This is a genomic window from Maribacter spongiae, from assembly GCF_047345125.1.
Classification (GTDB): domain Bacteria; phylum Bacteroidota; class Bacteroidia; order Flavobacteriales; family Flavobacteriaceae; genus Maribacter.
This window is the reverse complement of sequence record NZ_JBLFEQ010000006.1, coordinates 29255-56064: the sequence shown is the minus strand read 5'-3', so window position 1 is coordinate 56064 and position 26810 is coordinate 29255. Positions and strand designations below refer to the sequence as shown.

At 39.7% G+C, this 26810-nt stretch carries 25 protein-coding genes; 17 read left to right on the top strand and 8 right to left on the bottom strand.

Going from position 1 to position 26810, the window contains the following annotated elements:
• Nucleotides 1–228 precede the first annotated feature (228 nt).
• The 4 genes from ffh to ACKWB9_RS09700 all read left to right on the top strand — a co-directional run bounded on the left by ffh (nucleotide 229) and on the right by ACKWB9_RS09700 (nucleotide 5047).
• On the top strand, nucleotides 229–1560 hold the full coding sequence (gene ffh / locus ACKWB9_RS09715) for a signal recognition particle protein (RefSeq protein WP_414002825.1): 1332 nt from the start codon (nucleotides 229–231) through the stop codon (nucleotides 1558–1560).
• Between the two features lie 57 nt (nucleotides 1561–1617).
• Nucleotides 1618–1980 (top strand): four helix bundle protein, encoded by a 363-nt coding sequence (locus tag ACKWB9_RS09710; RefSeq protein ID WP_414002824.1) that lies wholly within the window; start codon nucleotides 1618–1620, stop codon nucleotides 1978–1980.
• A 36-nt stretch (nucleotides 1981–2016) separates the two neighbouring features.
• Nucleotides 2017–2901: a bifunctional 5,10-methylenetetrahydrofolate dehydrogenase/5,10-methenyltetrahydrofolate cyclohydrolase gene (locus ACKWB9_RS09705; protein WP_414002823.1), complete on the top strand. Its 885-nt coding sequence runs from the start codon at nucleotides 2017–2019 to the stop codon at nucleotides 2899–2901.
• Nucleotides 2902–3004: 103 nt separating this feature from the next.
• The gene (locus ACKWB9_RS09700; RefSeq protein WP_414002822.1) at nucleotides 3005–5047 is read left to right on the top strand and encodes a M13 family metallopeptidase; all 2043 of its coding nucleotides are present in this window, start codon (nucleotides 3005–3007) and stop codon (nucleotides 5045–5047) included.
• A 52-nt stretch (nucleotides 5048–5099) separates the two neighbouring features.
• Here ACKWB9_RS09700 and ACKWB9_RS09695 read toward each other — a convergent pair whose 3' ends face one another.
• The gene (locus ACKWB9_RS09695) at nucleotides 5100–5246 is read right to left on the bottom strand and encodes a hypothetical protein (RefSeq protein ID WP_414002821.1); all 147 of its coding nucleotides are present in this window, start codon (nucleotides 5244–5246) and stop codon (nucleotides 5100–5102) included.
• Between the two features lie 114 nt (nucleotides 5247–5360).
• On the opposite strand from ACKWB9_RS09695, the gene ACKWB9_RS09690 reads away from it, so the two are divergent.
• From ACKWB9_RS09690 to ACKWB9_RS09680, 3 genes are all read left to right on the top strand, one after another.
• The gene (locus tag ACKWB9_RS09690; RefSeq protein WP_414002820.1) at nucleotides 5361–7361 is read left to right on the top strand and encodes an ATP-binding protein; all 2001 of its coding nucleotides are present in this window, start codon (nucleotides 5361–5363) and stop codon (nucleotides 7359–7361) included.
• 127 nt (nucleotides 7362–7488) lie between these two features.
• A complete protein-coding gene (locus ACKWB9_RS09685) occupies nucleotides 7489–7812 on the top strand; it encodes a hypothetical protein (RefSeq protein ID WP_414002819.1) in 324 nt (107 codons plus the stop codon).
• A 298-nt stretch (nucleotides 7813–8110) separates the two neighbouring features.
• Nucleotides 8111–8965 (top strand): alpha/beta hydrolase, encoded by an 855-nt coding sequence (locus tag ACKWB9_RS09680; RefSeq protein WP_414002818.1) that lies wholly within the window; start codon nucleotides 8111–8113, stop codon nucleotides 8963–8965.
• Between the two features lie 92 nt (nucleotides 8966–9057).
• Here the strand turns inward: ACKWB9_RS09680 and ACKWB9_RS09675 are convergent, their stop codons facing one another.
• The 3 genes from ACKWB9_RS09675 to ACKWB9_RS09665 are packed head-to-tail and all read right to left on the bottom strand — an operon-like array spanning nucleotide 9058 to nucleotide 12007.
• Nucleotides 9058–9897, bottom strand: a complete 840-nt coding sequence (locus ACKWB9_RS09675) for an alpha/beta fold hydrolase (RefSeq protein WP_414002817.1) — start codon at nucleotides 9895–9897, stop codon at nucleotides 9058–9060.
• Nucleotides 9898–9942: 45 nt separating this feature from the next.
• The gene (locus tag ACKWB9_RS09670; RefSeq protein WP_414002816.1) at nucleotides 9943–10497 is read right to left on the bottom strand and encodes a hypothetical protein; all 555 of its coding nucleotides are present in this window, start codon (nucleotides 10495–10497) and stop codon (nucleotides 9943–9945) included.
• A 4-nt stretch (nucleotides 10498–10501) separates the two neighbouring features.
• Nucleotides 10502–12007: a helicase HerA-like domain-containing protein gene (locus ACKWB9_RS09665; RefSeq protein ID WP_414002815.1), complete on the bottom strand. Its 1506-nt coding sequence runs from the start codon at nucleotides 12005–12007 to the stop codon at nucleotides 10502–10504.
• Between the two features lie 358 nt (nucleotides 12008–12365).
• On the opposite strand from ACKWB9_RS09665, the gene ACKWB9_RS09660 reads away from it, so the two are divergent.
• On the top strand, nucleotides 12366–12998 hold the full coding sequence (locus ACKWB9_RS09660; protein WP_414002814.1) for a 7-carboxy-7-deazaguanine synthase QueE: 633 nt from the start codon (nucleotides 12366–12368) through the stop codon (nucleotides 12996–12998).
• 110 nt (nucleotides 12999–13108) lie between these two features.
• Here ACKWB9_RS09660 and ACKWB9_RS09655 read toward each other — a convergent pair whose 3' ends face one another.
• Both ACKWB9_RS09655 and ACKWB9_RS09650 read right to left on the bottom strand, forming a co-directional pair.
• Complete coding sequence (locus ACKWB9_RS09655) at nucleotides 13109–14005, bottom strand: hypothetical protein (RefSeq protein ID WP_414002813.1); 897 nt, start codon at nucleotides 14003–14005, stop codon at nucleotides 13109–13111.
• Nucleotides 14006–14051: 46 nt separating this feature from the next.
• Nucleotides 14052–14762 carry a class I SAM-dependent methyltransferase gene (locus ACKWB9_RS09650; protein ID WP_414002812.1) on the bottom strand — a complete coding sequence of 237 codons (711 nt, stop codon included), beginning with the start codon at nucleotides 14760–14762 and terminating at the stop codon, nucleotides 14052–14054.
• A gap of 74 nt (nucleotides 14763–14836) precedes the next feature.
• Between ACKWB9_RS09650 and ACKWB9_RS09645 the strand changes: the two genes are divergently transcribed.
• From ACKWB9_RS09645 to ACKWB9_RS09635, 3 genes are all read left to right on the top strand, one after another.
• Nucleotides 14837–15337 carry a YkgJ family cysteine cluster protein gene (locus ACKWB9_RS09645; protein ID WP_414002811.1) on the top strand — a complete coding sequence of 167 codons (501 nt, stop codon included), beginning with the start codon at nucleotides 14837–14839 and terminating at the stop codon, nucleotides 15335–15337.
• Nucleotides 15338–15841: 504 nt separating this feature from the next.
• Nucleotides 15842–16639 carry a helix-turn-helix domain-containing protein gene (locus tag ACKWB9_RS09640; protein ID WP_414002810.1) on the top strand — a complete coding sequence of 266 codons (798 nt, stop codon included), beginning with the start codon at nucleotides 15842–15844 and terminating at the stop codon, nucleotides 16637–16639.
• Between the two features lie 215 nt (nucleotides 16640–16854).
• On the top strand, nucleotides 16855–17655 hold the full coding sequence (locus tag ACKWB9_RS09635) for a CPBP family intramembrane glutamic endopeptidase (protein WP_414002809.1): 801 nt from the start codon (nucleotides 16855–16857) through the stop codon (nucleotides 17653–17655).
• Between the two features lie 12 nt (nucleotides 17656–17667).
• Here the strand turns inward: ACKWB9_RS09635 and ACKWB9_RS09630 are convergent, their stop codons facing one another.
• The gene (locus ACKWB9_RS09630; protein ID WP_414003013.1) at nucleotides 17668–18957 is read right to left on the bottom strand and encodes an exo-beta-N-acetylmuramidase NamZ family protein; all 1290 of its coding nucleotides are present in this window, start codon (nucleotides 18955–18957) and stop codon (nucleotides 17668–17670) included.
• Between the two features lie 3 nt (nucleotides 18958–18960).
• On the opposite strand from ACKWB9_RS09630, the gene ACKWB9_RS09625 reads away from it, so the two are divergent.
• The 6 genes from ACKWB9_RS09625 to ACKWB9_RS09600 all read left to right on the top strand — a co-directional run bounded on the left by ACKWB9_RS09625 (nucleotide 18961) and on the right by ACKWB9_RS09600 (nucleotide 25347).
• A complete protein-coding gene (locus ACKWB9_RS09625) occupies nucleotides 18961–20202 on the top strand; it encodes an ABC transporter permease (RefSeq protein ID WP_414002808.1) in 1242 nt (413 codons plus the stop codon).
• 75 nt (nucleotides 20203–20277) lie between these two features.
• Nucleotides 20278–21054 (top strand): aldose epimerase family protein, encoded by a 777-nt coding sequence (locus ACKWB9_RS09620; RefSeq protein ID WP_414002807.1) that lies wholly within the window; start codon nucleotides 20278–20280, stop codon nucleotides 21052–21054.
• A gap of 10 nt (nucleotides 21055–21064) precedes the next feature.
• Nucleotides 21065–21655, top strand: a complete 591-nt coding sequence (locus ACKWB9_RS09615) for a DinB family protein (RefSeq protein WP_414002806.1) — start codon at nucleotides 21065–21067, stop codon at nucleotides 21653–21655.
• 20 nt (nucleotides 21656–21675) lie between these two features.
• Nucleotides 21676–22014 (top strand): TfoX/Sxy family protein, encoded by a 339-nt coding sequence (locus ACKWB9_RS09610; protein ID WP_414002805.1) that lies wholly within the window; start codon nucleotides 21676–21678, stop codon nucleotides 22012–22014.
• Between the two features lie 60 nt (nucleotides 22015–22074).
• The gene (locus ACKWB9_RS09605) at nucleotides 22075–23805 is read left to right on the top strand and encodes a SulP family inorganic anion transporter (protein WP_414002804.1); all 1731 of its coding nucleotides are present in this window, start codon (nucleotides 22075–22077) and stop codon (nucleotides 23803–23805) included.
• A gap of 132 nt (nucleotides 23806–23937) precedes the next feature.
• On the top strand, nucleotides 23938–25347 hold the full coding sequence (locus ACKWB9_RS09600; RefSeq protein WP_414002803.1) for an MBL fold metallo-hydrolase: 1410 nt from the start codon (nucleotides 23938–23940) through the stop codon (nucleotides 25345–25347).
• A 41-nt stretch (nucleotides 25348–25388) separates the two neighbouring features.
• On the opposite strand, the gene ACKWB9_RS09595 is transcribed toward ACKWB9_RS09600, so the two are convergent.
• Complete coding sequence (locus tag ACKWB9_RS09595) at nucleotides 25389–26783, bottom strand: exonuclease domain-containing protein (RefSeq protein ID WP_414002802.1); 1395 nt, start codon at nucleotides 26781–26783, stop codon at nucleotides 25389–25391.
• Nucleotides 26784–26810: the final 27 nt, after the last annotated feature.

Genomic DNA, 26810 nt, shown 5'->3' with positions numbered 1-26810 from the left:
AACATCCAGAAATACACCGCCAACAGTAATGAGTTGGGCCTCGTTGGCGGTGTTGATGGAAGTTTGAAATTATAGGATTATAAAAGCACGACACTTTTTTTGCCCCACATCCCCTAAAAGGGCATCCATTCTAAATGGATGCCCTTTTGTTTTTATAGATTTTAAGACACATACTACGCACTTAACGTTGATATTGTTAAATTTGCTATCCCCATAAAATTGAGGAAAATGTTTGATAATTTAAGTGAAAAACTAGATAAGGCGTTACATGTCTTAAAGGGACATGGGCAGATTACCGAAATTAATGTTGCGGAAACGACCAAAGAGGTTAGAAGGGCACTTTTGGATGCTGATGTCAATTTTAAAATAGCCAAGGAATTTACCAACAAGGTAAAGGAGAAGGCACTGGGCCAAAATGTACTGACCGCTTTGCAGCCGGGCCAGTTAATGATCAAAATAGTCAAGGATGAGTTGACGGAATTAATGGGAGGGGAATCCGAAGGGATTAACCTTTCAGGAAACCCTTCGGTTATTTTAATGTCCGGTCTCCAAGGTTCCGGTAAGACCACTTTTTCTGGAAAACTGGCCAATTTTTTAAAGACCAAGAAATCTAAAAACCCTTTATTGGTGGCCTGTGATGTGTATCGCCCCGCGGCCATAGACCAGCTGCACGTGGTGGGCGATCAAATTAATGTTCCCGTATATTCCGATCGGGAGAACAATGACCCCGTTGCCATTGCCAAGGCAGGTATTGCCAAGGCCAAGGCAGACGGTAACAATGTGGTCATTATAGATACCGCCGGGCGTTTGGCGGTGGATGAGAAAATGATGACGGAAATATCGGATATCCATAAGGCCATAACTCCTCAGGAGACATTGTTCGTAGTGGATTCCATGACAGGTCAGGATGCCGTGAATACGGCAAAAGCCTTTAATGATATCCTCAACTTTGATGGTGTTATATTAACAAAACTTGATGGTGATACCAGGGGCGGGGCGGCCATTTCAATAAAATCCGTTGTAAATAAGCCTATTAAATTTATCGGTACGGGGGAAAAAATGGAGGCGATAGACGTTTTCCATCCTTCCAGAATGGCGGACCGGATCTTGGGTATGGGAGATGTTGTTTCCCTAGTGGAACGTGCACAGGAGCAGTTTGATGAGGAGGAAGCCCGAAAAATCCAAAAAAAAATTGCCAAGAACAAATTTGGTTTTGATGATTTTTTAAGTCAGATACAGCAGATAAAGAAAATGGGGAACATGAAGGATCTTATGGGTATGATTCCGGGTGCCGGGAAGGCATTAAAAGGTTTGGATATAGATGATGATGCCTTTAAACATATTGAGGCCATAATCCATTCCATGACCCCGGACGAGCGATCTACACCTTCTAAATTGAATGCCAGCCGTAAAAAACGGATAGCAAAAGGTAGTGGAAGAGATGTACAGGAAGTCAATCAATTGCTCAAGCAATTTGATCAAATGAGTAAAATGATGAAAATGATGCAAGGGAGCGGTGGTAAAAAGATGATGCAGATGATGAGCGGCTTAGGCCGTTAGTCATAAGTAGGCAGTGGCAGTATGCGGATTTTTTAACCGAATTAAGACTTCAAAATAATGAGTCTTCAAAAATTATTAGCATATCAAAAAGGTTTTGATTTGTCCATGGAGATTTTTGAAATGTCAAAAACTTTTCCCAAAGAAGAGAAATATTCCTTAACCGATCAAATAAGACGTTCTTCACGTTCGACCTGTGCCAATATAGCAGAAGCCTATAGAAAAAGACGATATGAGAAACACTTTATTAGTAAAATTACCGATGCCGAAGCGGAAAATTCAGAAACACAAGTATGGTTGCAATTTGCCTTGGCTTGTGAATATATGTCTTTTGAGGATGAGCAAAAATTAAAGATGTTAAGTGATGAAATAGGAAAATTAATTCAATATATGATAAATAATCCAGGGAAGTTTGGGGTATAATATGCTGCTAACTATAACTGTTAACTGAATACTATTATGAAACTACTAGACGGTAAAAAAGTATCTAACGACATTAAAAACGAAATTGCCGCAGAGGTGGCCAAAATGAAGGAACGGGGTGAAAAGGTTCCACATTTGGCCGCGATCATTGTAGGGAATGACGGTGCCAGTCTTACCTATGTAGGGAGCAAGGTACGTTCTTGTGAGCGAGTGGGGTTTGAGTCCACATTGGTAAAAATGCCCAGTACCACTTCTGAGCAGGAATTGTTGGGTAAAATTCAAGAACTCAATGAAGATGATAATATAGACGGTTTTATCGTTCAATTGCCGCTCCCAGATCAGATAGACACCCAAAAAGTGATTATGGCCGTTCATCCGGATAAGGATGTAGATGGTTTCCACCCTACCAATTTCGGTAAAATGGCCTTGGATATGAGCACCTTTATTCCGGCAACGCCCTTTGGCATTTTAGAATTATTGGAACGCTATCAAGTAGATACCAAAGGAAAGCATACGGTAGTTATTGGAAGAAGCCATATTGTGGGTAGACCTATGAGCATTTTAATGGGAAGAAAGGGCTGGCCCGGAAACTGCACGGTTACGTTGACACATAGTCATACCAAGAACATCACCCAGATCATTTCTCAGGCAGATATTGTTATTTCTGCTTTGGGCGTACCTAATTTTCTAAAAGCGGAAATGGTAAAAGATGATGCCGTAATTATTGATGTAGGGATAACCCGAGTGCCGGATGATTCCCGTGAAAGAGGATACTATATTACGGGAGATGTGGATTACGAGAACGTAAGTAAGAAAGCCTCCTATATTACCCCGGTTCCGGGGGGTGTAGGCCCCATGACCATTGCCATGTTATTAAAAAATACACTTTTGGCCCGTGAGCGTCATAGAAGCAAAGAATAAGAAAGTCCTATCAGGACTTTTTTTTGGCCCTGGTTTTAACATTTAATCTGTAACGGCGGCCGTTTAATATAGTCTAATGATAAACTATTAAGTCATGATCGATATGAATAAATCTAACATTTATGTAATAGGAGGGCTTGCCGCCATTCTTTTGGTTGTTGCTTGTAAGACAGACATTAAAGAAGCTCCTGAAAAAGAATTGACTTCCGGTATTCTTAAAGAATATATGGATACTTCCGTAAATCCCGGGGATGATTTTACGGCTTATGTAAACGGTACATGGATGAAAGAAACCGAAATACCCGCTGACAAATCTTCCTACGGCGTTGGTTTTATAGTTCATGAAGAATCCGAGGATAACGTAAAGAAGATAATAGAAAAATCCGCTTCAGGAGATTTTTCCAAAGGTTCCGATGAGCAAAAAGTAGGTGATCTGTACCAATCCTATATGGATATGGAAAAACGGAATCAGTTGGGTGTATCCCCTTTACAGGAAGAATTTGAAAAAGTGGATGCCATAAGCAATTATGATGAATTGGCGACGTATTTTGCCTATGCCAATAAATACGATATTAGTACTCCTTTAGGCCTTTTTATTTATCAGGATTTTAAAGACCCTACAGTTTATACCGTATATACCTGGCAATCGGGTTTAGGTCTTCCCGAGCGGGAATATTACCTGAAGAACGATGAACGTTCCAGAGAAATACAGACCAAATACGTTGCCCATATTGAAAAGATGTTCAAATTAACCGGTTTGCCAAATGGCAAGAAAGCTGCCCAAACCGTTATGGATTTAGAGACTAAAATTGCTTCCGAACATTTGGAAAAAGAAAAAACAAGGGATTTAGTGGGCCTTTATAATATGTTTCCGGTAGATACGCTATCCAATATTATGCCCAAATTCAATTGGAACAACTTTCTAAGGGAAGCAGGCTTGGACAAACAAAAAAAATTAGGGGTATTAATGCTGGATTATACCAAAGCGTTGGATGGTATTATTGCTTCAACTGCTTTGGATACCTGGAAAACCTATTTAAAATGGGGTGTTCTAAATGCGAACGTATCAGTTTTAAATGAAGTTATTGATAAGCAAAACTGGGAGTTTTTCAGCAAGGAATTAAGAGGAACCCAGGAACAACGCCCTATGTGGAGAAGAGGCGTAGCAACGGTTAACGCAACCTTGGGGGAGGTAGTCGGAAAAGTTTATGTAAAAAAACACTTTCCACCAGAGGCCAAGGAGCATATGGAGACTTTAGTGGACAACCTCCTGAAGGCCTATGAAGTAAGCATTAAAGAATTGGATTGGATGAGTGATGCCACCAAGAAAGAAGCCTTGGATAAACTAAGTAAGTTTACACCTAAAATAGGATACCCGGATATCTGGAAATCCTATGACATTGAAATAAGACCGGATGACCTGTATGGAAATTTAAGAAGATCCGCACTTATGGAATATAATAGGCAACTGGCCAAATTAGGGCAACCAATTGACAAAAATGAATGGGGCATGACACCACAGACGGTAAATGCATATTACAATCCCACAATGAATGAAATAGTTTTCCCGGCCGCTATTTTACAACCGCCGTTTTTTAACTTAAATGCAGAAGATGCCGTAAACTATGGAGCTATAGGAGCGGTAATAGGACATGAAATCGGACATGGTTTTGATGATACGGGAAGTACTTTTGATGGTGACGGTGCTATGCGCAATTGGTGGACAGATGCCGATAAGGAGGAATTCAAAAAACGGACAGGTGCTTTGGTTGAACAATATAATGGTTTTGAAGTATTGCCCGGACTAAATATAAATGGTGAGTTTACCTTGGGGGAAAATATCGGTGATTTGGGTGGACTTAGCATTGCACTTAAAGCGTACAAAATGTCCCTAAAAAATAAAGAAGCACCAAAAATGGATGGCTTTACAGGCGAACAACGTGTATTTATAGGATATGCCCAAGCATGGAGAAATAAGGCAAGGGATGAGTCTTTGCGGGTTCAAATTAGTACAGATCCCCATTCCCCGGCGGAATATAGGGTAAATGGTATTGTTAGGAACGTTCCGGAATTTTATTCCGCCTTCAATATAAAAGAATCGGACTCCCTTTATTTAGCCCCTGAAAATAGGGTGAAAATTTGGTAAGCATCCGGTTAACTTGGCATAAAAGCCTTCAAACCTTGGTTTGAAGGCTTTTTTATTTGAGGATTTGTTTGAAATCCGTTCCCGTTTCTAAAGAATCGATGGGTTTCAAAATATCGATATCATTACTATCATCATAATCACATCCGGCAATACTTGAGATAGCTATGAATAAACCTGAAACATAAAGTATTTTTTTCATAATCCAAGATTATTAAGACCTGTAGAATGATAACGCATATAGAAGCCCTTTCTTATAAAGGATTATAATATTGTAAGAAAAAACCCGTTAACTTATTTATAAAAGTAACATCGCATGAATTTAACCCTACCCATCCCGACCGATGAAGAAGAACGGCTACAAAAATTATACAACTACAACATCTTGGATACTGAAGCGGAGGATATGTTTGATGACCTTACCGGAATGGTATCTAAATTACTGGAAGTGCCCATATGTCTTATTAGTTTGGTAGATGTAGATCGGCAATGGTTTAAATCTAAACAAGGTTTGGGGGTCTCCGAGACTCCAAGGCCCAATTCATTCTGCCAATATGTTATTATGACAGATGACCTCTTTGAGGTAAAGGATACATTAGTAGATGAAAGATTTAAGGATACACATATAGTAACCTCCAATCCGGATATGAGATTTTATATAGGGGCTCCGCTAACGGATGAGGAAGGTAGTGCGATCGGTGCCTTGTGTGCCATAGATTCCAAACCTAGAAAAATTACAAATGACCAACGAGATTCGTTACGGTCCATCTCACGGACGGCCATGCAATTGATAAAGCTGAGAAGGGAAAAGTTAGAGGCTGAAAAACTTTCCCTGGTCAAGGATGAATTTTTATCCAATATGAGCCATGAGATACGAACGCCTTTGAACGCTATCATCGGATTCAATGATTTATTGAAAAAAACAGCTTTGACCAAAGAACAGGCAGATTACCTAAATACCATTCAGGTATCTTCCCAAAACTTAAAAGTAATTATCAATGATATTTTGGATGTAGCCAAATTGGAGAGTGGAAATATAGATCTTGAGAAAAAAGCAATTTCATTGAGTGATTTAATGCAGCATGTTGTGCGGTTACAAGCCCCATTGGCAAAAGAAAGGGGAATTAAATTGCTGTATAGTTTTGATCACGAAATACCTGATTACGTTGTTGGGGACGAGACCCGTCTTACACAGATTTTTATAAATCTGGTGGGAAATGCAATCAAATTCACCAATGAAGGTTTTGTGGAGCTAAGGGCAATGGCCATTGCGCAAGAAAAAGAAAAAGTTACCGTACAGTTCTCGGTTAAAGATACGGGTATTGGAATTCCAAAAGAAAAACTGGATACAATTTTTGAGCGTTTTACCCAAGCGGAAACAAGTACTACACGTGTTTTTGGCGGAACAGGTTTGGGCCTAAGTATAGTAAATATGTTGGTAAACCTCTATGAAGGGGAAATTACTGTAGAAAGTGAACGCGATAAAGGTTCCGAGTTTAAGTTTAAGATTTCGTTTGCCATTACGGAAAAAGAAGAGACCCCGCAGTTATTTACAGCGGAACGAAAGGAAAATCAGGAAGCATTTAAAGGTATCTCGGTTCTTTTAGTGGAAGACAATGTTCACAATCAGCTCCTGGCAAAGAACTATTTTAAGCGGTGGGGATCGGATATCGTCATTGCTGAAAACGGAAAGGAGGCATTGGACTTTATTGGTAAAAATACGTTTGATGTCATTTTAATGGATTTACAAATGCCTGTAATGGATGGTTTTGAAACTACCGAGCAAATTAGGCAAAATTTAAAATTGACCATACCCATAATAGGTTGTTCCGCCCATTCACTCGTGGGTGAGAAGGAGAAATGTTTGGCGGTCGGAATGAATGATTATATCGCAAAACCGTACACCGAGGAAGAATTGATACAAACAACACTCAGTTATTGCGATAAACCGTCCAATAATACGAATGAAGAGGTAGAACTTAGCGACCTTCAGTTTGATGATTTTGAAACCTTGATCAAGGATATGGTAGAACAGGAAGGTGCTGATTTCGTTGAAAGTATAAAATCACATTTTCAAAAGCGCACGCCCAAGGATATTAAAGAAATACAATTCGCCATGACGGAGAATGATTTAGGGGCGCTTCAAGAAAAATCCCATTTGATAAGCGGTACTTTAGGTGTTTTTGGATTCGATAAAGGTAGGGAGTTATCCTCTTCCCTGGAAAACCGGGCAAAGAAGGGAGATGCCCAAAATGCCATGGAACTAGGGGAACAATTAGTTTCGTATTTAAACAGGGCTTTACGGGAAATGCATTAAAAATAAATAGTGCGTTTGGTTTTTAAAGGCTTTGTTTGCACACTTTTTGTATTTTAATGGGAATTTTAAGAGTCAAATATCTATTTTAGATTTTTTCATATTATATCTATCACACAGGCTCTAGGTTATGTATAAGGAAAAACTAAAAATATATGATGCTTTAGTGGCCACATGTTCACGTTTTGAACGTAAAGGAAAGACCATGCCCTATACCTCTGCCAATGGATATATGTTCTCCTTGTTCAATAAGGCGGGTGAAATAGGTATCCGTTTTTCAAAGGATCGTCAGAAAATATATTTGGAGCAATTCCATACTACCCTTTACAAATCCTATGGAGCAACTATGCAAGGTTATATTTTAGTGACCGAAACCATGTTGGAAGATATGGATATGGTGACCGGATTGCTTAATGAAAGTTATGATTATGTCATGACCTTGCCTCCCAAATAATATAGTTTCACATTTATTATCAAGTTAAAGGTTAAAATTCTGCTCCCGAGCTATCGGGATTCATTATAATTACTTTAGTTTCCATAAATTAAGGGCATCCGGTCTTCCTTGTAGAAGTGAACTAATTTGACAGAGCAAGGAACGGGCGACGAGAAATCTTGATCATAATGGGATTCCTCTTCGTACCGCATTCGGAATGACGGACTACACTTAAAAGGAATTTCATTCTTTTATTAAAACTATGGATTTCAAATCCATAATGGTTTATTCAATACGGGATATTTCTTATCTTGTCTCAATGAAAAATAATATTCTTTTCGTTTTGGCAATTCTGTGTATGGCCATGAGCTATGGGCAATCTGGTAAAGTCTATGATAACCTTTCCATGACAAGCAAGGTTTTAAAAGGTGAACGTAGATATGCGGTATATCTACCGCCCGATTATGAGTCGTCCGAAAGAAGTTATCCCGTACTTTACCTATTACATGGTGCAGGAGATGACCAAACCGGTTGGGTTCAATTTGGGGAGGTATTGCGTATTACGGATACTGCCATAAAAAATGGTACGGCCACTCCAATGATCATTATAATGCCGGATGCCAATACAGGTCGAAGAGGCTATTTTAATGTAGGCGATTGGAAATATGAAGATTTCTTTTTTGAGGAATTAATGCCCCATGTAGAGCGAAAGTATCGGATAAAGGGTGAAAAAAGATATAGGGCCATTGCCGGACTTTCCATGGGTGGCGGTGGTTCATTTATGTATGCCCTTCACCGATCGGACCTGTTTTCGTCGGCCTGTCCCTTGAGTGCCTATATAGGGCCATTGACCTTACAGGATTTAAAGGTGCGTATGGAACGTACCGATCAAAAGTTTTCGGAGGAAGATTTAAAAAAATGGTTTCAAGAACATAATGCGTTAAATTTAATTGAAAGTGTTCCTGCAAAAGATATTAAATCGGTTCGTTGGTATATAGATTGTGGTGATGATGATTTTCTGTATGAAGGCAACAGTTTGGTACATATTGCCATGGCCAAAAAAGGAATCTCCCATGAATATAGAGTTAGGAACGGCCGCCATAGTTGGACTTATTGGAGAGAATCTTTACCAACAGTGCTTGGTTTTGTTTCTGATGCGTTTCACCAATATTGATACGAGTAATTGTTCCCGGAGAACCTAAACTCTCGTTATGAGGTATGCCGATACGTCAAAACCCTTGATTCCCGTTGTGGAAGATTTGGTAATCATGAACCCAAAAAAGTAATGATTTCGTCATTTATTTCATCTTGATGCATAGAATGCCCTAAACCTTGGGTGCTGATAAATTTGCTGCCTTTCCAGTTGGCATGTACTTGTTCCGAAGCATGATATGGTGCAATTTTGTCCGATCGATCATGAAAAAGCAATCCTTTTTTTGTATTGCTACGAGCGAAATCGGAGGTGGAAAATTCACGGATCGTAAACCCCAGCTTTTCTACGATAAAAGTTTCCAAGGCACTGTAAACACGTTTGTTTAGTCCCAATAAATCCCGATAGTGAAATATAATTTCATGGAACTCCGAAGGAGAGCCAATAGTCACCATTTTCTCTGTGAAAGGACTCGGGTTTTTATGTTCGTTATACATAAGGGTCATTCCTCCCACGGAATGGCCTATCAAGCTTTTAGGTTGGTACGTCTCTATCATAAATTGTACTATTTTGGCATATAGCGGTACATAGAGGTACTTTCCGGAAGAATACCCATGGGCAGGTGCATCAAAAGCTATAATACGGTAATTTGCTTCCCGTAATTTTGCTATTAATTTATGCCAACGCCAACTATTGCTTTCCCAGCCATGTACTAAAAGAACGGTATCCTTAACACCTTTCCACTCATAAGCCTGAATAGTATGCCCGGCAATTTGATATTGTTGGTTTCTAGCGGGCTCAAGAAATTCTTTTTGATCTGGTTTTACCCTTCCTTTACGAACCTTACAAAATACATAAAACGCTTTTTTAGCTGTCCTTTTTGGATTTATGTGCACATATAGGTTAAAAAAGAGGCCATAGGCCTTGGGGAGTATTTTGGAGCGTAATTTTTTCAAAGTTTGATTTTTAACGTCAACCCCTGCGCCAGGCGGTTGAAAAGGTCAATCCCATCCTACCATGAAATATTTGATTTTGGCATCATCTGGAATCTGTACGCTCTCAATATTGGAATTGGTATTGTAACGCAGATTGGCCGGTAATTCCGCTTTATCTATCGTAAAGTAAATATCATTATCCTTCAACAGAATAACCACATTATTGATAGAAGTGATGATTTTTTTGATGCTGTAGGCCTCCCTGATTTCCTTGAAGGTACTGAGGGTGGTGATGCCCTTTTCCGTGCTAAACCTTTGGTCGTTTATTTGCACATTCTGTATCGTTGGAATGCTGTCCGAGCTAGGGGTAAGTGTCAACAAATGCGTACCTCCTTTTTCAAATACTTTTATTTTGCTTGCCCCACTGCCAAAATGAAGCTTGACCGTGTCCACGATTAGGGAATCCTCGGAATATATGAGTTCCAAATCCCGTGCAAGACTGTTCTTGTCCAGTTTTCCTACCTGCGTTGAGGTAATGACGAAATTTGAATTTTTTTCCGGCCGACATTGTGTGATGAGCACAATGGCAAAAAATAGGATGATGATTTTGATCAATTTCATAAAACTAACGTATTACTTTTTTAAGTACACCGAGAACACCACGAATAAAGGTTGCACTGGTCAATACCTTGATGACAGGATTTTGCCGCGTACTTCTTCTACTTGCGGTCTTTCTTGTACTGGTTTTGATTTTTTCTTTTGCGGCAGCGACTTCCGCTTTCTCTATTTTTTCGTTCAGGATTTCATAGGCACTTTCCCGATCTAAAACTTCATTATATTTTTTAACGAGTTTAGAACCTTTGATAACGTTTTTAAGTTCATTGGCCGTCAGAACGTCCATACGGCTCATTGGTGCCCGCAATAAAGTGGCGGCCAAGGGTGTAGGCCGTCCTTTTTCATCTAAAGCGGATATCAATGCTTCTCCTATTCCCAAGGAAGTAAGTACCTCTTTGGTATCATAATATTCCGAAATCGGATAATTTTCCGCTGTTAACTTAATGGCTTTTCTATCCCGTGCCGTAAAGGCCCTAAGGGCGTGTTGCACCTTTAGGCCCAATTGGGCCAATACCTCATTGGGAACATCGGTAGGGTTCTGGGTAACAAAATAGAGCCCGATACCTTTTGACCGGATCAATTTAACAATACTTTCAATTTGATCCAACAAAGCTTTTGAGGCTTCCTTAAAAATGAGGTGTGCCTCGTCAATAAACATAATAAGTTCCGGCCTGTCACTATCGCCCTGTTCCGGAAACGTCCCATAGATTTCTGCCAGGAGGCTCAACATGAATGTTGAGAATAATTTAGGTCTGTCCTGAATATCCGTAAGGCGAATAATATTGATATACCCTCTTCCTTCTTCATCAATACGCGTAAGGTCATCCACATCAAAAGATTTCTCCCCAAAAAAGAGATCGGCACCTTGTTGCTCCAGCTCAATAATTTTTCTGAGAATGGTTCCTGTGGAACTGGTAGAGATACGGCCATAATCTTTGGTGAATTCCTTTTTACCGGTTCCTGTGGCGTATTGTAAGGTCTTTTTTAAATCTTTAAGATCCAAAAGGGGGAGTTTATTGTCGTCGCAATATTTAAAGATAACGGCCATGATACCTTCTTGTGTTTCCGTTAGGTCCAGTATTCTGGATAACAGGGTAGGTCCAAATTCCGAAACCGTGGCCCTAAGTTTTACACCGTCCTGCTCGGATAGGGACAATATTTCAACGGGAAAATTTTTGGCATTAAAAGGAATACCGATTTTTTCATGGCGTTCATCAATTTTTGGATGACCGGGACTAGGTTGCGCAATGCCGCTCAAATCCCCTTTTAGGTCCATTAACAGAACGGGGACCCCCTTATCGGATAGGTTTTCGGCCAATACCTGAAGTGTTTTGGTCTTTCCGGTACCGGTAGCACCTGCAATTAGTCCGTGGCGATTGAGCGTTTTAAGCGGAATTTTAACCAAAGCATTGGTAACCGCCTCTTCTTCTAACATTGCCGCTCCCATGGTAATGAAATCACCTTTGGTCGCATATCCTTTTTCAATATGTGAGAAGAATTCTTCCTTAGAACCCATGAAGTATATTTTTGTTAAAAATAGAAGATTTTTGAGCAATAGAAAAACGGATCGGGCAGGGTTTTATAAAATGTTACTGGCCTCATGTGGGTTTTGGCAAAAGTTTGTCCGTTCCAGTAGATTTTATGAATGAAAATGTATGAGGTTGGTACTTTAGAAAAATCAGCAAAATTACAGGGAATCCAATCTTTGGTTTTTAAATTGTTCTGAATGTAGTTTTCCTTGATTTTGATTACACCGGACCTGATAGAGAATTCCCCGACCAATATATAATCATATCCGAATAGCTGAAAATGGGCAACGAGTTAAATACGTGATTTTTCGTTTTTGGACTTTGGGTAATGTCTATCTTTGCCGAATGGAAAAGAAGGGTCCCATGACTTTGGTCGATAAAGGGTTGTCATTACCGTTGATGGAGGAATTTTATACTATTCAGGGTGAAGGGTTCCATAAGGGAACGGCGGCTTATTTTATTAGGGTAGGAGGGTGCGATGTAGGTTGCCATTGGTGCGATGTTAAGGAAAGTTGGGATGCGAAGACCCACCCCCCTACGGATATCAACTTGATTATTGGTAATGCAGCAAAATATTCCGATACGATCGTGGTAACGGGTGGGGAGCCTTTGACCTGGAATATGGGGCCATTGACCCAAGGCCTAAAGGCAAATAACCTTAAAACACATATTGAAACTTCCGGAGCATATGCTTTAACGGGAGATTGGGATTGGATTTGCCTTTCGCCCAAAAAAAATAAACTCCCTTTTGGTGAAATTTACGAGAGGGCACATGAGTTAAAGATTATTGTTTATAATAAGCATGACTTGGTTTTTGCAGAGGAACAGGCTGCATTGACCCATGCAAATTGTATTTTATATCTACAACCGGAATGGAGCGTTCGGGAAAAAGTTACCCCGATGATCGTGGATTATGTCATGCAGAACCCCAAATGGAAGGTTTCATTGCAAACACATAAATACTTGAATATTCCCTAAGTTTTTAGTAAAAAGTCGGTTGTTTTACCTATAGTACCTACTGGCTTTTACCCTATAGGATTTGTTGTCTTGAACAAATTTGATTTTTTCCTTTCACAAAACATCAAAAACTACCTCGCTCCATTCGCCTGGATATCCAAAATACACTCAGGGTCCAAACCTGGTGGGGCCACACCTCTAGCCGTATTGGTATTGGACTGGAGCAGGCTTAACACCGTTTTTCCTGAAAGGATACAACCGGGTTTTATACCATCTTCATAACTGGCATTGGCCAATACATTGGATTTACCGCTACCCCCTCCAAACTGTAGTTCGGCACGCATTAAACAACCAAGCACATTACAATGGTTTTCGGCATCTGGATCTTCATGGTCATTAATGGCCGGAGTTCCCAAATTCACTAATCCAAAGAGATGCCCAAACTCATGGTTGAGCGTAGCTACCTCCACATCGGCATCTGAGATAATAGGACTGCGTGCGGCCAATCTCTTAATGGTCGCTTCATGAATGACCATGGAGGTGTTGCGATATACCGCGCCCAAGGTCACCAAGCCCTCATCTTCTTCATCCCCTTCCGCAGGGGCGTCCGCAAAATAAATATATATGGCCAAAGTACTGCCGTTATTGTATACGGTTCTATTTTCACTTTCCAGATTTGCGATTTCCTGTAGCGTTAAATCGTCCTCTTCGGGAGATTCCAGTTCTTTATATATAAACTCGATATTTTGTTTAAAGGAATGCTGTTGTAAAAAAGAAGTTAGACCATTAATGGCTTCCGTTGTTGGTCTAAAACCTGTTACGTGGCCTATTTCTACGAGAATTCTATCAAAATTGTTATTGGAGAGGATGTCATTGGCAGAATCTCCGGTTCCTTGCAAATTGGCTCTTTTTTGTTCTTCTGTTATAATTGGTGGATCATCTGTACTATCATTATCATTACTGCTTTTAGAACAGGAGAGTACAAAAGTGAACAGGCTAAACAAAAAAATAGTTCCAATCTTTTTCATAATCGATTTTTATATCAGCATAACGCAAAAAACATGCCCAGTAGTATTATTTTAAGGATAATCTTGTTAAATAGTCGTAATGTTCGCCTTGGCTTACAAGTTCACAATGCAAACCGTGATAATCGGCAGCTCTTTGCAAGGTGTTGTAATCTACATATAACCAGTTAAATGGCTCACTTCTTAATCCTTTATATTCCATGGTAAAAGTAACTTCGCCATAGTAATCCATACCTTCTGGAATCCAATGTCCCCCATCTTCATCGGAATCGTACATATATATGATATCGCTAGAATCCAATAAGATCTGTCCATTGGGCTTTAAGAGCGATTTCAGTTTTTCTAAATAGCTATCCAATCGATTTAACTTTCCCGCAATGCCTATACCGTTCATCAATAGAAGCAATGTATCAAAACGCCCACCGGTAAAATTGAGCAATGTATCGTGTACCGTTTCTGTAATTCCCCTCCTTTTGCAGACTTCTATGGCACCTGCCGAACGGTCCAGGGCAGTAACCTGCCATCCTTTTTCCTGTAGGTAAAGGCTATGTCCTCCCGCACCACAACCAATGTCTAAAATGGCCCCATGGCATAGGCCCAAGGCCTTTTGTTCCAGAATGGGCATTTTATGGTAATTGCGAAAAAGATAGGGCAAGGGCAGTGCATCCTTTTCGTCCAAGGAGGAATACGTAACAATGTCCTCAACGTAGTTTCCGTTTTGATAGTCCAACAGGGCCCGACCTAGAATATCTTTTTCCAATCTGAAAGTATTTGAGATGCAAAAATCCCAAATTTTAAAGTGACTTTCCTAGTTTTGTTATGAAATTTAACTCCATGGAGGAAGTACTGCGCCAATTGCCGCAACAGGCAAAGGAAAAACATACCGAAAATAAAAAGTTCTTTTCCAAATTAAAGAAAAGACCGCCCAAGAATCTGGATTATCTCATGCGGGAACTGCATGAAGAAACGTTTGAAAAAACGGACTGTCTTACCTGTGCCAATTGTTGTAAAACTACGGGACCCCTTTTTACGAATGCGGATGTTGAACGTATTGCCAAGCATTTCAGGTTAAAACCGCAACAGTTTATCGATACTTACCTGAAGATAGATGAGGATAACGACTATGTGTTGCAAAAGGTTCCCTGTACTTTTTTAGGACAGGATAATTACTGTTCTATTTATCATGTACGGCCCAAGGCCTGTAGGGAGTACCCGCATACGGACCGGAAAAAATTTCAGCAAATAAGTCATCTTACCCTTAAAAATGTGGCCGTTTGCCCGGCTGCTTATCATATTGTGGAGGAAATGAAGAAACGCATAAACAATTCGCGATGATTCGTTTACGGTCTATTTAAACCAATAGGTAAATTACTCGTACCATGCACGCTTTCATAAATGGAAGGGCCGGATGAGTTTGAAAAAAGAATCTTACATTTATTGATACCATACAAGGAAACCTGGTATTAAAATCATGGCGGGGTATTTTTGTCATAAGTCTTTAAAACAATGGAGTTTATATTAACGATAGGAATTGGTGTTAATGTTTTTACGTTAGCCCAACTTTTGACAGGGAAAATCTCGAAAGTCCTTTCTAACAAAATTGCTGCCGCAATAATCTCTGTTTGGACTTTACGCTTTTTGTTCTTTTTTATAAAAAGTAATGGAATAGCTTTAAAATACCCTTTTTTACTAACCCTGGATCAAAATTTATTTTTTTTAGACAGTGTATTATTATGGTTTTATGCAAAATCACTTTTAAAGAGAATAGTGTTTTCCAAAAAGGTGTTGTTACATTTTTTACCTTTTCTAATAGGTTTGCTTATTTCTATGTACAACATAATGTTCAATTCAAAAGAGGTTATTGCTCAGGAATACCTGAATACCTTACAATCTTTCTTTTCAGGGGATAGAATTTTAATCTCATATAATGCGTTGATCTTTATCATTATAATTCTTGTTATTTCCCTGATTTATTTTTTTAAGAGCGTTCATGAGGTTCGAAAGTATAATCGAGTATTGTTTGCCAATTTTTCCAATCTGAAAAACTTAAAGGCCAATTGGATCGTTACTTTTCATAGGTTATGGATCATTTTGTTTACGATTCCAATTCTTGTCTATTTTATAAATTATATATATCCGATACTGGATATGAATGTGCTGGCATCTGTATTGACGGTTTCATTGATCGCTCTTTCGTTTTTATTTAACTCCAATATTCTTAATCAACATTATGTCCTGTCCGATTTTCAGGAGAATGATTTTAAAAACAACAATCCAATTGTACAAAAAGAGGCTGAAGACCAATTTCGGCAATTAGAAAATGCTCTCGAACAACAAAAATACTATCAAGATGAAAACCTATCGCTCCATAAACTCTCATCTTATTTAAACATTAAACCCATTACCCTTACGGAATTAATTAAATTAAGCGAATATGATAATTTTTATGATTTAATAAATACGTATAGAATTAAATCTATAAAGAAAGAGCTCATTGCCACAAACGATCAAATAATTATTATTGCCTACAATAATGGTTTTAATAGCAAATCCGCTTTTAATAGAATTTTTAAGGAAAAAACAGGCAAGACTCCCCGTGAGTATAGAAAATCAAAAAATACGTCCCTAAAAGATTAGAAGGACGTTTTAGTGTTTAACATGTCTTTTTTTTGTCGCAGAACTGGTTTAAATTTTTTCAATTGGCTAAAAAATTGCCCTTTTGCACCCTGGTTTTGTCATTTTTCCCTTACGTAACGCTGCTATGTAACTCAAAAATGTCTTCGGTAGGGCACAAAACCCCTAATTTTCGCTACAATCCAAAAAGTTTAAACCAGTTCTTAAAATAAATAACTATGAAAAATATTTGGCAAAAATTACCAGCTTGGATTAAAGCTATCCTTTTGAACATTGTTTTGTTGTTTCCCATCGTAATCCTTAATCAACTCATAGTACAGCTTAATCTCAAATTTTCACCTCAATTTGGGTGGGGATTGTTGCTTGTTTTGGCAACACTTTACTTGTATTGGAATTTGGTGAGGAAATGGAATCCTTTTAAAGGGGAAAAGGATATTAAACTAAGCCTGGCATTTGATTTAACCGACTTCTCCAATATTCTTGACTGCATTGGATTAGGTATTTTTACTTTTTCCATTATCAGTCTTGGGTTTATAATATTTGATGTTCAGGAAAGCCAGCAATTACAGTTTATATACGGGTTTTCTAATTTAGGCCCGTTGACCGCCATACCTCTTTTACTTGCTTTGGCCTTAACGGCGGGTCTTGTGGAAGAAGTTACCTATAGAGGATTTATACAAAATACCACGCATAAGAAATACTCGAGAATATTGAGTTATGTTATTATTGGGTCATTATTTTCCTTACTACATTTTCTGCCCTGGCCATTGATTCTTCCCTACGCATTGGTATCAATAGCGTACAGTATTGTTGCCGATAGGCAACGATCAATAGGATTAGGGGTTTTTACACATTCATTATATGATTTTATAATATTCTTATTGATCTATTCTGATTTTTTCTCGTTTGATAACAGTGAAGTTGAAAGTACTACATTAGGAATGTACCTAATATTGCTGGTTATAGGAATTTATTTCATTGTTAAAAGAAAAATGCCGGTAGTTAATAACGATTCTTAACTGTACTCCATTTTAAGGATTATGATACCTTAAGTATTTTGCCCGTACCTTTTTAAACCCTTCCAGATCTTTTTGCCAGGTTTGCTTTATTTCAGTTTCTGAAAGTCCGGCTTCTATTTGTTTCTGTAATTTTTCGGTCCCAGCATGTTTGGTAAAACCTTTGGTATTAAAAAATCGGGTTTTATCCGTACAGTTTTGATAGGCATCTATTATCCATTCCAGGGAAACGGTATTCATTTTTGGGATTTCGGAAAGATTTTGGCCATAGCATGTCTTATCCTCTTCCTTGGGGTGCTTGGACCCGAAATTGGGTTTTGGTACATAGCTGAATGTATAGGCAGTGCTATCCAAAAATGAAGCACCATACCTTTGGAACTGGAACTCGGTACCACGACCGGCATTAATAGTAGTGCCTTCAAACAATCCTAAGCTGGGGTATAGGTTTATGGCAATATCATTGGGTAGATTGGGAGAGGGGCGTATGGGAAGGGAATATTCCGTGCTGTACGTCCAATTTTTAAGTGGAATTATGGTCAGGTCGGCTTTGTAAGAGTTTTTCAACCAACCTTCCTCGTTGATCATTTGGGCATATTCCCCAATGGTCATTCCATAGACCAATGGGATTTCGGTCATTCCTAAAAATCCAGTATGTTCGGTTTCCATGGTCGGGCCATCTACATAATGGGCATTAGGATTGGGCCGGTCCAAAACAATTATGGGGATTCTTTTTTCGGCACAGGCTTCCATGACCAATTGTAGGGTCGCAATATATGTATAAAAGCGTACCCCTACATCCTGAATGTCGAACAGGACTACATCAAGATTCGTTAATTGATCTTGGGTCGGTTTTCGATTTTTGCCATAAAGCGAGATAATGGGAAGCCCGGTTTTGATGTCCGTCCCATCTTTTATTTTTTCCCCGGCATCGGCTTTACCACGAAAACCGTGTTCGGGAGCAAAGACCTTTTTAATTCGTATTCCCAAAGAGAGTAAGGAATCTACTGAATGGGTATAGTTGATTTCTTTTTTTATTTCAGGATCCGCACCCTGTATTTCGTATTCCGAATTTTTAAAAATAACGCTTGTCTGGTTGGCGACCATGCCTATATCCTTATCTTTTAATAGTGGTAAATACAGTGCTGTTCGGTTGGCGGCGGTCACCGGTTTTAAAATAGAATCCTTTGCTTTTGCCGAAACCATATTTTCGGGAATTGTACCGATTTTTCGTGTTGGGTTTCCGCAGGAAGCCAATACCAGAAACCATAATAAAACTGTACTTTTGAAATTGAATAAAAAGAACATCATTTGAACCTAGAATATTTTATTGCCAAACGGCTAATAACGGGTAAGGAGCATAAAATTAGTATTTCCGCACCAATAATAAAAATAGCGATTGCCGCTATTGCCTTGGGTATTCTAATGATGTTGATCGCCATTGCGACGGGGGTAGGACTTAAACATAAGATCAGGGAAAAGGTAGCCGCTTTTAACGGGCATGTTCAAATCTATAATTACGATAATAACAATTCCGAGGTCTCTATTGCCCCGGTTTCCAAGAATCAGGAATTTTATCCGGAGTTTACCAATATCGAAGATATTGTTCACGTGCAGGCGGTGGCCGCCAAGGCGGGCATTATCCGAACGGCGGAAACCTTTGAGGGAGTTATTGCCAAAGGCGTAGGACAGGATTATAATTGGCCTGTTTTAGAAGAGTTTTTAGTAGAAGGGAAACTCCCGGACTATTCGAATGGACTGAATTCAGAAGTGTTGATTTCCAGTATTTTGGCAAGCCGACTACAACTCTCGGTAGGGGATGGGTTTTTTACTTTTTTTCTTAGGGATGACGATACCGACAAAATTCCCAATCAACGAAAATTTACGGTCAGCGGTATTTACAATAGCGGCTTTGAGGAGATAGACGGGCAATATATTTTTATTGATATTCGCCATATTCAGCGTATGAATAAATGGAAAGAAGACGAGGTGGGCAATTTTGAGGTTTTTTTGAAAAGCTTTGATGATATAGATGCGAAAAGCACGGAAATTTTTGGAAAAACGGTTTCTACCTTGGATACGCGTTCCATTAAGGATAAATATCGGAATATATTCGATTGGATAGGTTTGTTCGATTTTAATACCAACCTGATTATCGGGATAATGATTATTGTGGGTGGGATCAATATGATCACGGCGCTATTGGTGCTTATTCTGGAGCGTACCCCTATGATCGGTGTTTTAAAGGCTTTGGGTATGGCCAATTGGAGCATTCGCAAGGTATTTTTGTACAATGCGACCTATCTAATAAGCTTAGGATTGTTATGGGGCAATGCCATTGGTCTGGGGCTGATATTTGTACAGGATAAGTTTAGATTGTTCAAATTTCCCAATCCCAAAGAATATTATATAGAATACATCCCCGTGCACATTGATCTTATGACTATTATCGTGTTGAACCTTGGGGTCTTGGTACTATGTCTTTTAATGCTATTGTTGCCTTCCTATATCATTACTAAAATTACGCCGGTTAAGGCCGTTCGGTTTGAATAATGATGGGAAAACGGATTTTTATAGTTTAAATGAAAGAATTAACGGTTGCAGCGATCGATCAAATTAATTTTTAGGATGATACAATTAGAGTTTAAAAATCAAAAGGTAAAAGTAGATGCCGGTGAATTGGTGGGCTATCAAGTAGACGGCCATGAATTTATTCACCAAAAAGGAAGCCCCGGATGGCGAAGTTCGGATACGGAGATGTTTCCCGTAATAGGCCCGACGAATAATGCCGATTTCAGGGTGCAGACCCCTAAGGGCAAAGCTGTACAGGACCAACACGGCCTGTTGAGGGAAATGGAATATCATTTGGTAGAACAAACCGGGACCAAAGCCGTATTCCGTAAAAAATATACCAAAGATACACCGGTTACCAATTCCAAGTACCCGGATAAATCTACCGCGGAAGCGTTATTCTGGCCCTATGATTTTGAGTTTTCCAAAATGTTCGAGTTAAAGGAAGAAGGACTGGAAATAACGTTTGAAATTAATGCGGGGATGGACATGCCCTTTATGCTGGGCTATCATCCCGCTTTTAAGTTGCACGCTCAAGATGCTAAGGTCAGTGTTAAGGAAAGGGAAATTTCCATTCCCCAGGTAATGGCCGTTGGCCATAGGGCCATGCAGATTCCCGATCATAATGTTATTGTCCTAAAAGATAAGAAAGACTTGAAAATTTCTACAGAAGGCTTTGGTCATTTTATGCTATGGACGGAAGTCCCGAACATGGTCTGTATAGAACCTATCACCTTTTACCCCTATACAGTGGCACAAGAGAATTTACACAATGGTTTTGAAAAACTTAACGACGATAATAATACCTTTCAGGTCGTTTTAACACCACAATAAATATATTTAGATGAAAAAATTGATTTTTGGAATACTGATCCTAACACACATGACCATGTTTGCACAAGAAAATACCTCGGAATCGGATTATTATGCAGCAATCCCGAATGCTCCCGAAACGTTTACCCCGGGAACCGTAATCTCCAGAATGATAGACGGATTGGGATTTAGATACTATTGGGCCGTACAAGGATTAACGGAAGACGACTTAAACTACAGGCCCAGTAAAGATGGCCGCACCCTGGCCCAAACCCTGGACCATATCTATGGACTCTCCGGGACCATTGTAAGTACGGCGAAAAAACAGCCTTCGGGCACTACTAAAAAAAGGGAGGGAATGACCTTTGATGAAAAAATAGCCGCTACGTTAGACAATTTCAAGGTAGCCAGCGGATTATTTTTGAGGACCGAAGACCTGAGCGAGCATAAAATCATTTTTAAGAGACCCCAGGGAACTTCTGAATTTCCTTTTTGGAACCAGATCAATGGTCCCATTGAGGATGCTATATGGCATACCGGTCAGGTCGTAGTTTTACGTAGGGCTGCCGGAAACCCCATCAACCCTAAAGTCAATGTGTTTTTGGGAAAATTGAACGATTAAGACCTGATCAAGATTTAAAAATGGCCTATAGTGAATACTTAGCGGAACGGGTTCGTCATCGTCTGCACGGGAACGGATTCATAGAAGAGAAGAAAATGATGGGCGGACTCATATTTATGTGCAACGGCAAAATGTGTGTCGGTGTGGATATCGATAAAGAGACAGGACAGGATCGGCTTATGGTCCGTGTGGGTAAATTGGATTATCAAGAGCTGCTGCAAAAAGAGGGAAGTAAAAAAATGGATTTTACCGGTAAGCCCATGAGAGGTTTTCTTTTTATAGATTCCAATGGCTTTGATGCGGAGGACGATCTTGATTTTTGGATAAATAAAGCCTTGGCCCTCAATGTACTTTTATGACGAATACCGTTTCATGGAAGTTTGAACTTCATTTACATTGATTATTGATAACTTTGCCCTGTGCGACAATTTTTACCTTTTTTAGATTGGCTGTCCATTTATAAGAAAGCATACCTCCCAAAGGATTTAATTGCAGGTATCATCGTTGGTATCGTTTTGGTACCGCAAGGAATGGCATATGCCATGGTCGCAGGGCTACCACCGGTGTACGGCCTTTATGCATCTCTTTTCCCCGTTTTAATTTACGCTTTGTTGGGTACGTCCAGAAAAATTGGGATAGGGCCGGTAGCCATGGATTCGTTACTTGTTGCTGCAGGTTTAGCTACTTTAACCATTACGGGATTGGAAAATTATATAGCCCTGGTTGCGGTATTAACGTTCATGGTGGGGGGCATCCAATTTGTACTGGGCTCTTTTCGGATGGGGTTTTTGGTCAATTTCCTGTCCAAGCCCGTTATTAGCGGTTTTACTTCTGCCGCCGCCCTTATCATTATAATGAGTCAATTAAAACATTTATTGGGAACTTCTGTAATAGGGAGTAATCGCTTTCATGAGCTTATCATTAATGTTCTGGATAAAGTTGGGGATACCAGCCTTATTGATTTAGCTACTGGAATTATGGGCATAATGCTTTTGGTGGGTTTCAAAAAATGGAACAAGAATATTCCGGGCATATTGATCATAGTGATCCTGGGGATTCTGGGCGTATATCTTTTTGGGCTCGATGAACAAAATATTCGACTTGTCGGAGAAGTTCCCAGCGGTTTCCCAACTTTTACTTTGCCCCATTTGAATATGGACGATATAAAGAAATTGGGGCCAATAGCTTTGGCATTGGCATTGGTAGGTTATTTAGAGGCCATATCCATTGGTAAGACCTTGGAAGAAAAAAGCAAAGAAGAGACCATAAGGCCCAATCAGGAACTACTTGCTTTGGGAACATCCAATATACTGGGTTCCTTTTTTCAGGCCTATCCCGTAACTGCCAGTTTTTCCAGATCGGCCATTAATCATGAGTCCGGGGCGAAAACCAATTTGGCGTCCATTTTTAGCGTGGTCCTGGTCGTGTTAACGTTGTTGTTCCTAACTCCTTTGTTTCAATATCTGCCCAATGCCGTTCTGGCGAGTATTATTATGGTTTCCGTTTTTGGCCTTATTGATTTTACCTATGCCAAAAACTTATGGGATACCAGAAGGGATGAATTTATAGTATTGCTGATAACATTTTTAATTACCTTGTTCATGGGGATTACCCAGGGTATTCTGGTAGGTGTATTGGCTTCTTTGTTGTTACTGGTCTATCGTACTTCCAATCCACATTTTGCCGTGTTGGGAAATATCAAAAATTCCGACTATTACAAGAACGTCAATAGATTTGGGGATGAGGTTATCGTACGTAAAGATTTGCTCATTGTTCGTTTTGACTCCCAAATATATTTTGGGAACGCCTCATTTTTTAAGCGGGAATTAACAAAACACATTCAAGCCAAAGGAGACGGACTAAAAGGAATTGTCTTAAATGCGGAGGCCATAAGTTATATTGATGCCAGCGGGGCCCAGATGTTGATCAATGTAATTCATGAAGCTCATAAAAGGGGGCTTCGATTTTATATTGCAGGTGCCATTGGGCCTACAAGGGACATTATCTTTAACAGTGGAATCATTAATGCGCTACAAATGGAATACCTGTTCGTGAAGACCAAGGAAGCGGTAGCGTTTTTTGACGACCCCAATAATGTTTCTGCCATCGGTTCGCGAATAGCCTATGAGAATAATAAAAAGAATGACTGATGTCATATTTATAGTGCCATAAAACCAGTTATTTTTGTAACTGAATTATCGGAATGACCTTAAGGGCTATTGAAAATTTTAAAATGATTGTTAAAAGAATTCCACTTCCATAGGAATGAAAATGAAATTATAATGAAAATAGAGCAGATTTACACCGGATGTTTGGCACAGGGTGCCTATTATATTGAAAGCGAAGGAGAAGTTGCTATTATTGATCCCTTGAGGGAAGTATCGCCCTATATAAAAAGGGCCGGTGCGGATAACGCCAAGATCAAGTATATTTTTGAGACCCATTTTCATGCGGATTTTGTAAGTGGCCATGTAACACTTTCCAAAGAAACCGGGGCACCAATAGTTTATGGGCCTACGGCAAATCCATCATTTGATGCCATTATTGCCGAAGATGGGCAGGAATTCAGGTTGGGAAAGGTTACTTTAAAAGTGTTGCACACACCGGGTCATACCATGGAAAGCACAACCTATCTTTTAAGGGACGAAAACGGAAAAGACCATGCTATCTTTTCTGGGGATACTTTGTTTTTAGGAGATGTAGGCCGTCCGGACCTGGCGCAAAAAGCGGCTCATTTAACACAGGAACAATTGGCGGAAACCTTATACGATAGCTTGCGGACCAAGATAATGCCTCTTGCGGATGATATTATCGTGTATCCCGCCCATGGTGCCGGTTCTGCCTGTGGAAAGAATATGATGAAGGAAACGGTGGATACATTGGGCAATCAGAAAAAAGTAAATTACGCCTTGCGGGCCAATATGACAAAGGATGAATTTGTTAAAGAGGTTACGGACGGACTATTGCCCCCTCCAAAATACTTCCCTTTAAACGTAAAAATGAACAAAGAGGGGTATGAGGATATAGACAAAGTATTGGATAGGGGAACACGTGCTTTGGCACCTGAAGAATTTGAACGTACCGCAAACTCCTCAGAAGCACTGGTTTTAGATGTAAGACATCAGAACGAATTTATAAAATCCCATATTCCCAGATCTATTTTCATAGGATTGAACGGCGATTTTGCCCCCTGGGTAGGAGCACTTATCGCGGATACGGAACAACCCTTACTTTTGGTAATTCCGGAAGGGAAGGAAGAAGAGACCATTACACGCTTATCCAGAGTAGGTTTTGATGGGACCATAGGATACCTAAAAGGTGGTTTGGATGCCTGGGAGGCGGCCGGAAAAGAAATAGATGAAGTTGATTCAAGACCAGCAGCTACGGTAAAAAAGCAATTGTCCCAGGAAGGAATACCCGTTTTTGATGTACGTAAAGAAGGGGAGTTTATTTCCGAACATGTTGAGAATGCCATACATACCCCTTTAAGCAACCTCAATGACCATCTTTCGGAATTTCCTTCGGGAAAGCCTTTCTTTTTGCATTGTGCGGGAGGATACCGGTCCATGATAGCGGCATCTATCTTAAAAAGTAGGGGGATACATAATTTAATCGATGTGGCCGGAGGTTTTGGTGCATTGAAAGAAGAAGGTGTAAAAACTACCGATTATGTTTGTCCCTCCACATTATAGACTGAATAGCCGTCTTGCAGGTTTAAGGGAAAGATAAGCGATTAAAATGAAGCAAGTCTTAAGTCCTTTTTATCGGTTTCAATAACGGTATTTGGATTCTTCCTCGTATAACTTTCTACAATACGCTGTGTTTCCAATGTGTTTTTTTGTCGAATTAGAAAATTTCCCAGATCGGGGGTGTTTTTAAAATCGAATTCCTTGGGAACGAATCCGTACCCTATGTACCTATTTGCCTCTACCATAACAAAGCTTTCCTCTTCTGGTGTTCTGCCCTTGGTTTTTATGATATAATCCAGACTTTGTAAACTTATAGATTCCATGGCTTTTACCACTCTGGCATTGTATTCCTTAAGATGTATGCTATCCGAGCAAATACCGATACATGGTTTTATCCTATAGTGGGAGCAGGAGGCAACATTTTCCTGTAGGTGACAGTACTTGGGGCAAAGTCCATATTTTTCGCACAATACTTCCAAAAATGTGCGGCATTCGGATGGACTATAAAAAATGGCCAATACTTTGGGTGCCGTTTTTAACTTGCCGTAGGTCAGATGTATAATTCCGTTTCTGTCCTCATAATTGAATATTCCATATCGTGATACGTTCCTTTTTTGGGCACGATTGTATTTTGGATGGTGTTGTTTTATTTCACTGGATTCCCGGAGCAGTGCTATGAGCTCGTTTCCCGTCTCTTCAAAATCCAAAAAACCCGTCTCTGCGCAAAGTTTTACCTCTTTGTTGGATTTATCGTAAAAATGACCCAAAACCCGTTTCTTTATGTTAATGGCCTTACCCACGTAAATAATAGTTCCGTTATTGTCTTTAAAGTAGTAAACCCCAGGTGTGGAAGGCAATTTTTCAAATTCCGATTTGTGCAGGGAGGGTGGTAAGGTAGCTTCTTGTGACCGAGCATTCAAGAATTGCTTAAATACTTCTGGTGCACCTTCCGATCTTAATAGTTTATGAAAGAGCAGGGTAGTGGCCTGTGCATCTCCACGGGCCCTATGTCTATCCGTTAAGGGAATACCGATGGCGGAACATAGTTTGCCCAAACTATAAGATCGGTAACCGGGCAGTAGTTTTCGGGATAATCGTACGGTACAAAGTTTCTTTCGGATAAAGTCGAGCCCTATTTGTCGGAGTTCGTTTTTAATGACATTATAATCAAAATTAACGCTATGGGCCACAAATACCGTATCCTTGGTAATTTCTAAAATTTTTTGGGCAATAGCTTCCAATTTAGGGGCGTTCCTGACCATATCATTGTCAATGCCCGTTAAGCCGGTTATGAAAAAAGGAATTTCGCAATCTGGGTTCACGAGCGTGGTAAACTCGTCTACCACTTCATGGCCGTCGTATTTAAAAATGGAAATTTCGGTAATCCGGTTTCCCTTAATACCGTTGCCCGTAGTTTCTATATCAACAATGCAGTACAACCAAAAATGATTTAATGATTAACCAAG

Excerpts from the sequence above, each read along its gene's own strand:
- ACKWB9_RS09630 (WP_414003013.1), bottom strand. The coding sequence starts at position 18,957 with ATGTTCTTTTTATTCAATTTCAAAAGTACAGTTTTATTATGGTTTCTG.
- ACKWB9_RS09695 (WP_414002821.1), bottom strand. The coding sequence starts at position 5,246 with ATGAAAAAAATACTTTATGTTTCAGGTTTATTCATAGCTATCTCAAGT.
- ACKWB9_RS09690 (WP_414002820.1), top strand. The coding sequence starts at position 5,361 with ATGAATTTAACCCTACCCATCCCGACCGATGAAGAAGAACGGCTACAA.
- ACKWB9_RS09700 (WP_414002822.1), top strand. The coding sequence starts at position 3,005 with ATGAATAAATCTAACATTTATGTAATAGGAGGGCTTGCCGCCATTCTT.
- ACKWB9_RS09640 (WP_414002810.1), top strand. The coding sequence starts at position 15,842 with ATGTTCAATTCAAAAGAGGTTATTGCTCAGGAATACCTGAATACCTTA.
- ACKWB9_RS09600 (WP_414002803.1), top strand. The coding sequence starts at position 23,938 with ATGAAAATAGAGCAGATTTACACCGGATGTTTGGCACAGGGTGCCTAT.
- ACKWB9_RS09665 (WP_414002815.1), bottom strand. The coding sequence starts at position 12,007 with ATGGGTTCTAAGGAAGAATTCTTCTCACATATTGAAAAAGGATATGCG.
- ACKWB9_RS09620 (WP_414002807.1), top strand. The coding sequence starts at position 20,278 with ATGATACAATTAGAGTTTAAAAATCAAAAGGTAAAAGTAGATGCCGGT.
- ACKWB9_RS09615 (WP_414002806.1), top strand. The coding sequence starts at position 21,065 with ATGAAAAAATTGATTTTTGGAATACTGATCCTAACACACATGACCATG.
- ACKWB9_RS09685 (WP_414002819.1), top strand. The coding sequence starts at position 7,489 with ATGTATAAGGAAAAACTAAAAATATATGATGCTTTAGTGGCCACATGT.
- ACKWB9_RS09670 (WP_414002816.1), bottom strand. The coding sequence starts at position 10,497 with ATGAAATTGATCAAAATCATCATCCTATTTTTTGCCATTGTGCTCATC.
- ACKWB9_RS09635 (WP_414002809.1), top strand. The coding sequence starts at position 16,855 with ATGAAAAATATTTGGCAAAAATTACCAGCTTGGATTAAAGCTATCCTT.
- ACKWB9_RS09680 (WP_414002818.1), top strand. The coding sequence starts at position 8,111 with ATGAAAAATAATATTCTTTTCGTTTTGGCAATTCTGTGTATGGCCATG.
- ffh (WP_414002825.1), top strand. The coding sequence starts at position 229 with ATGTTTGATAATTTAAGTGAAAAACTAGATAAGGCGTTACATGTCTTA.
- ACKWB9_RS09710 (WP_414002824.1), top strand. The coding sequence starts at position 1,618 with ATGAGTCTTCAAAAATTATTAGCATATCAAAAAGGTTTTGATTTGTCC.
- ACKWB9_RS09645 (WP_414002811.1), top strand. The coding sequence starts at position 14,837 with ATGGAGGAAGTACTGCGCCAATTGCCGCAACAGGCAAAGGAAAAACAT.
- ACKWB9_RS09660 (WP_414002814.1), top strand. The coding sequence starts at position 12,366 with ATGGAAAAGAAGGGTCCCATGACTTTGGTCGATAAAGGGTTGTCATTA.
- ACKWB9_RS09705 (WP_414002823.1), top strand. The coding sequence starts at position 2,017 with ATGAAACTACTAGACGGTAAAAAAGTATCTAACGACATTAAAAACGAA.
- ACKWB9_RS09610 (WP_414002805.1), top strand. The coding sequence starts at position 21,676 with ATGGCCTATAGTGAATACTTAGCGGAACGGGTTCGTCATCGTCTGCAC.
- ACKWB9_RS09655 (WP_414002813.1), bottom strand. The coding sequence starts at position 14,005 with ATGAAAAAGATTGGAACTATTTTTTTGTTTAGCCTGTTCACTTTTGTA.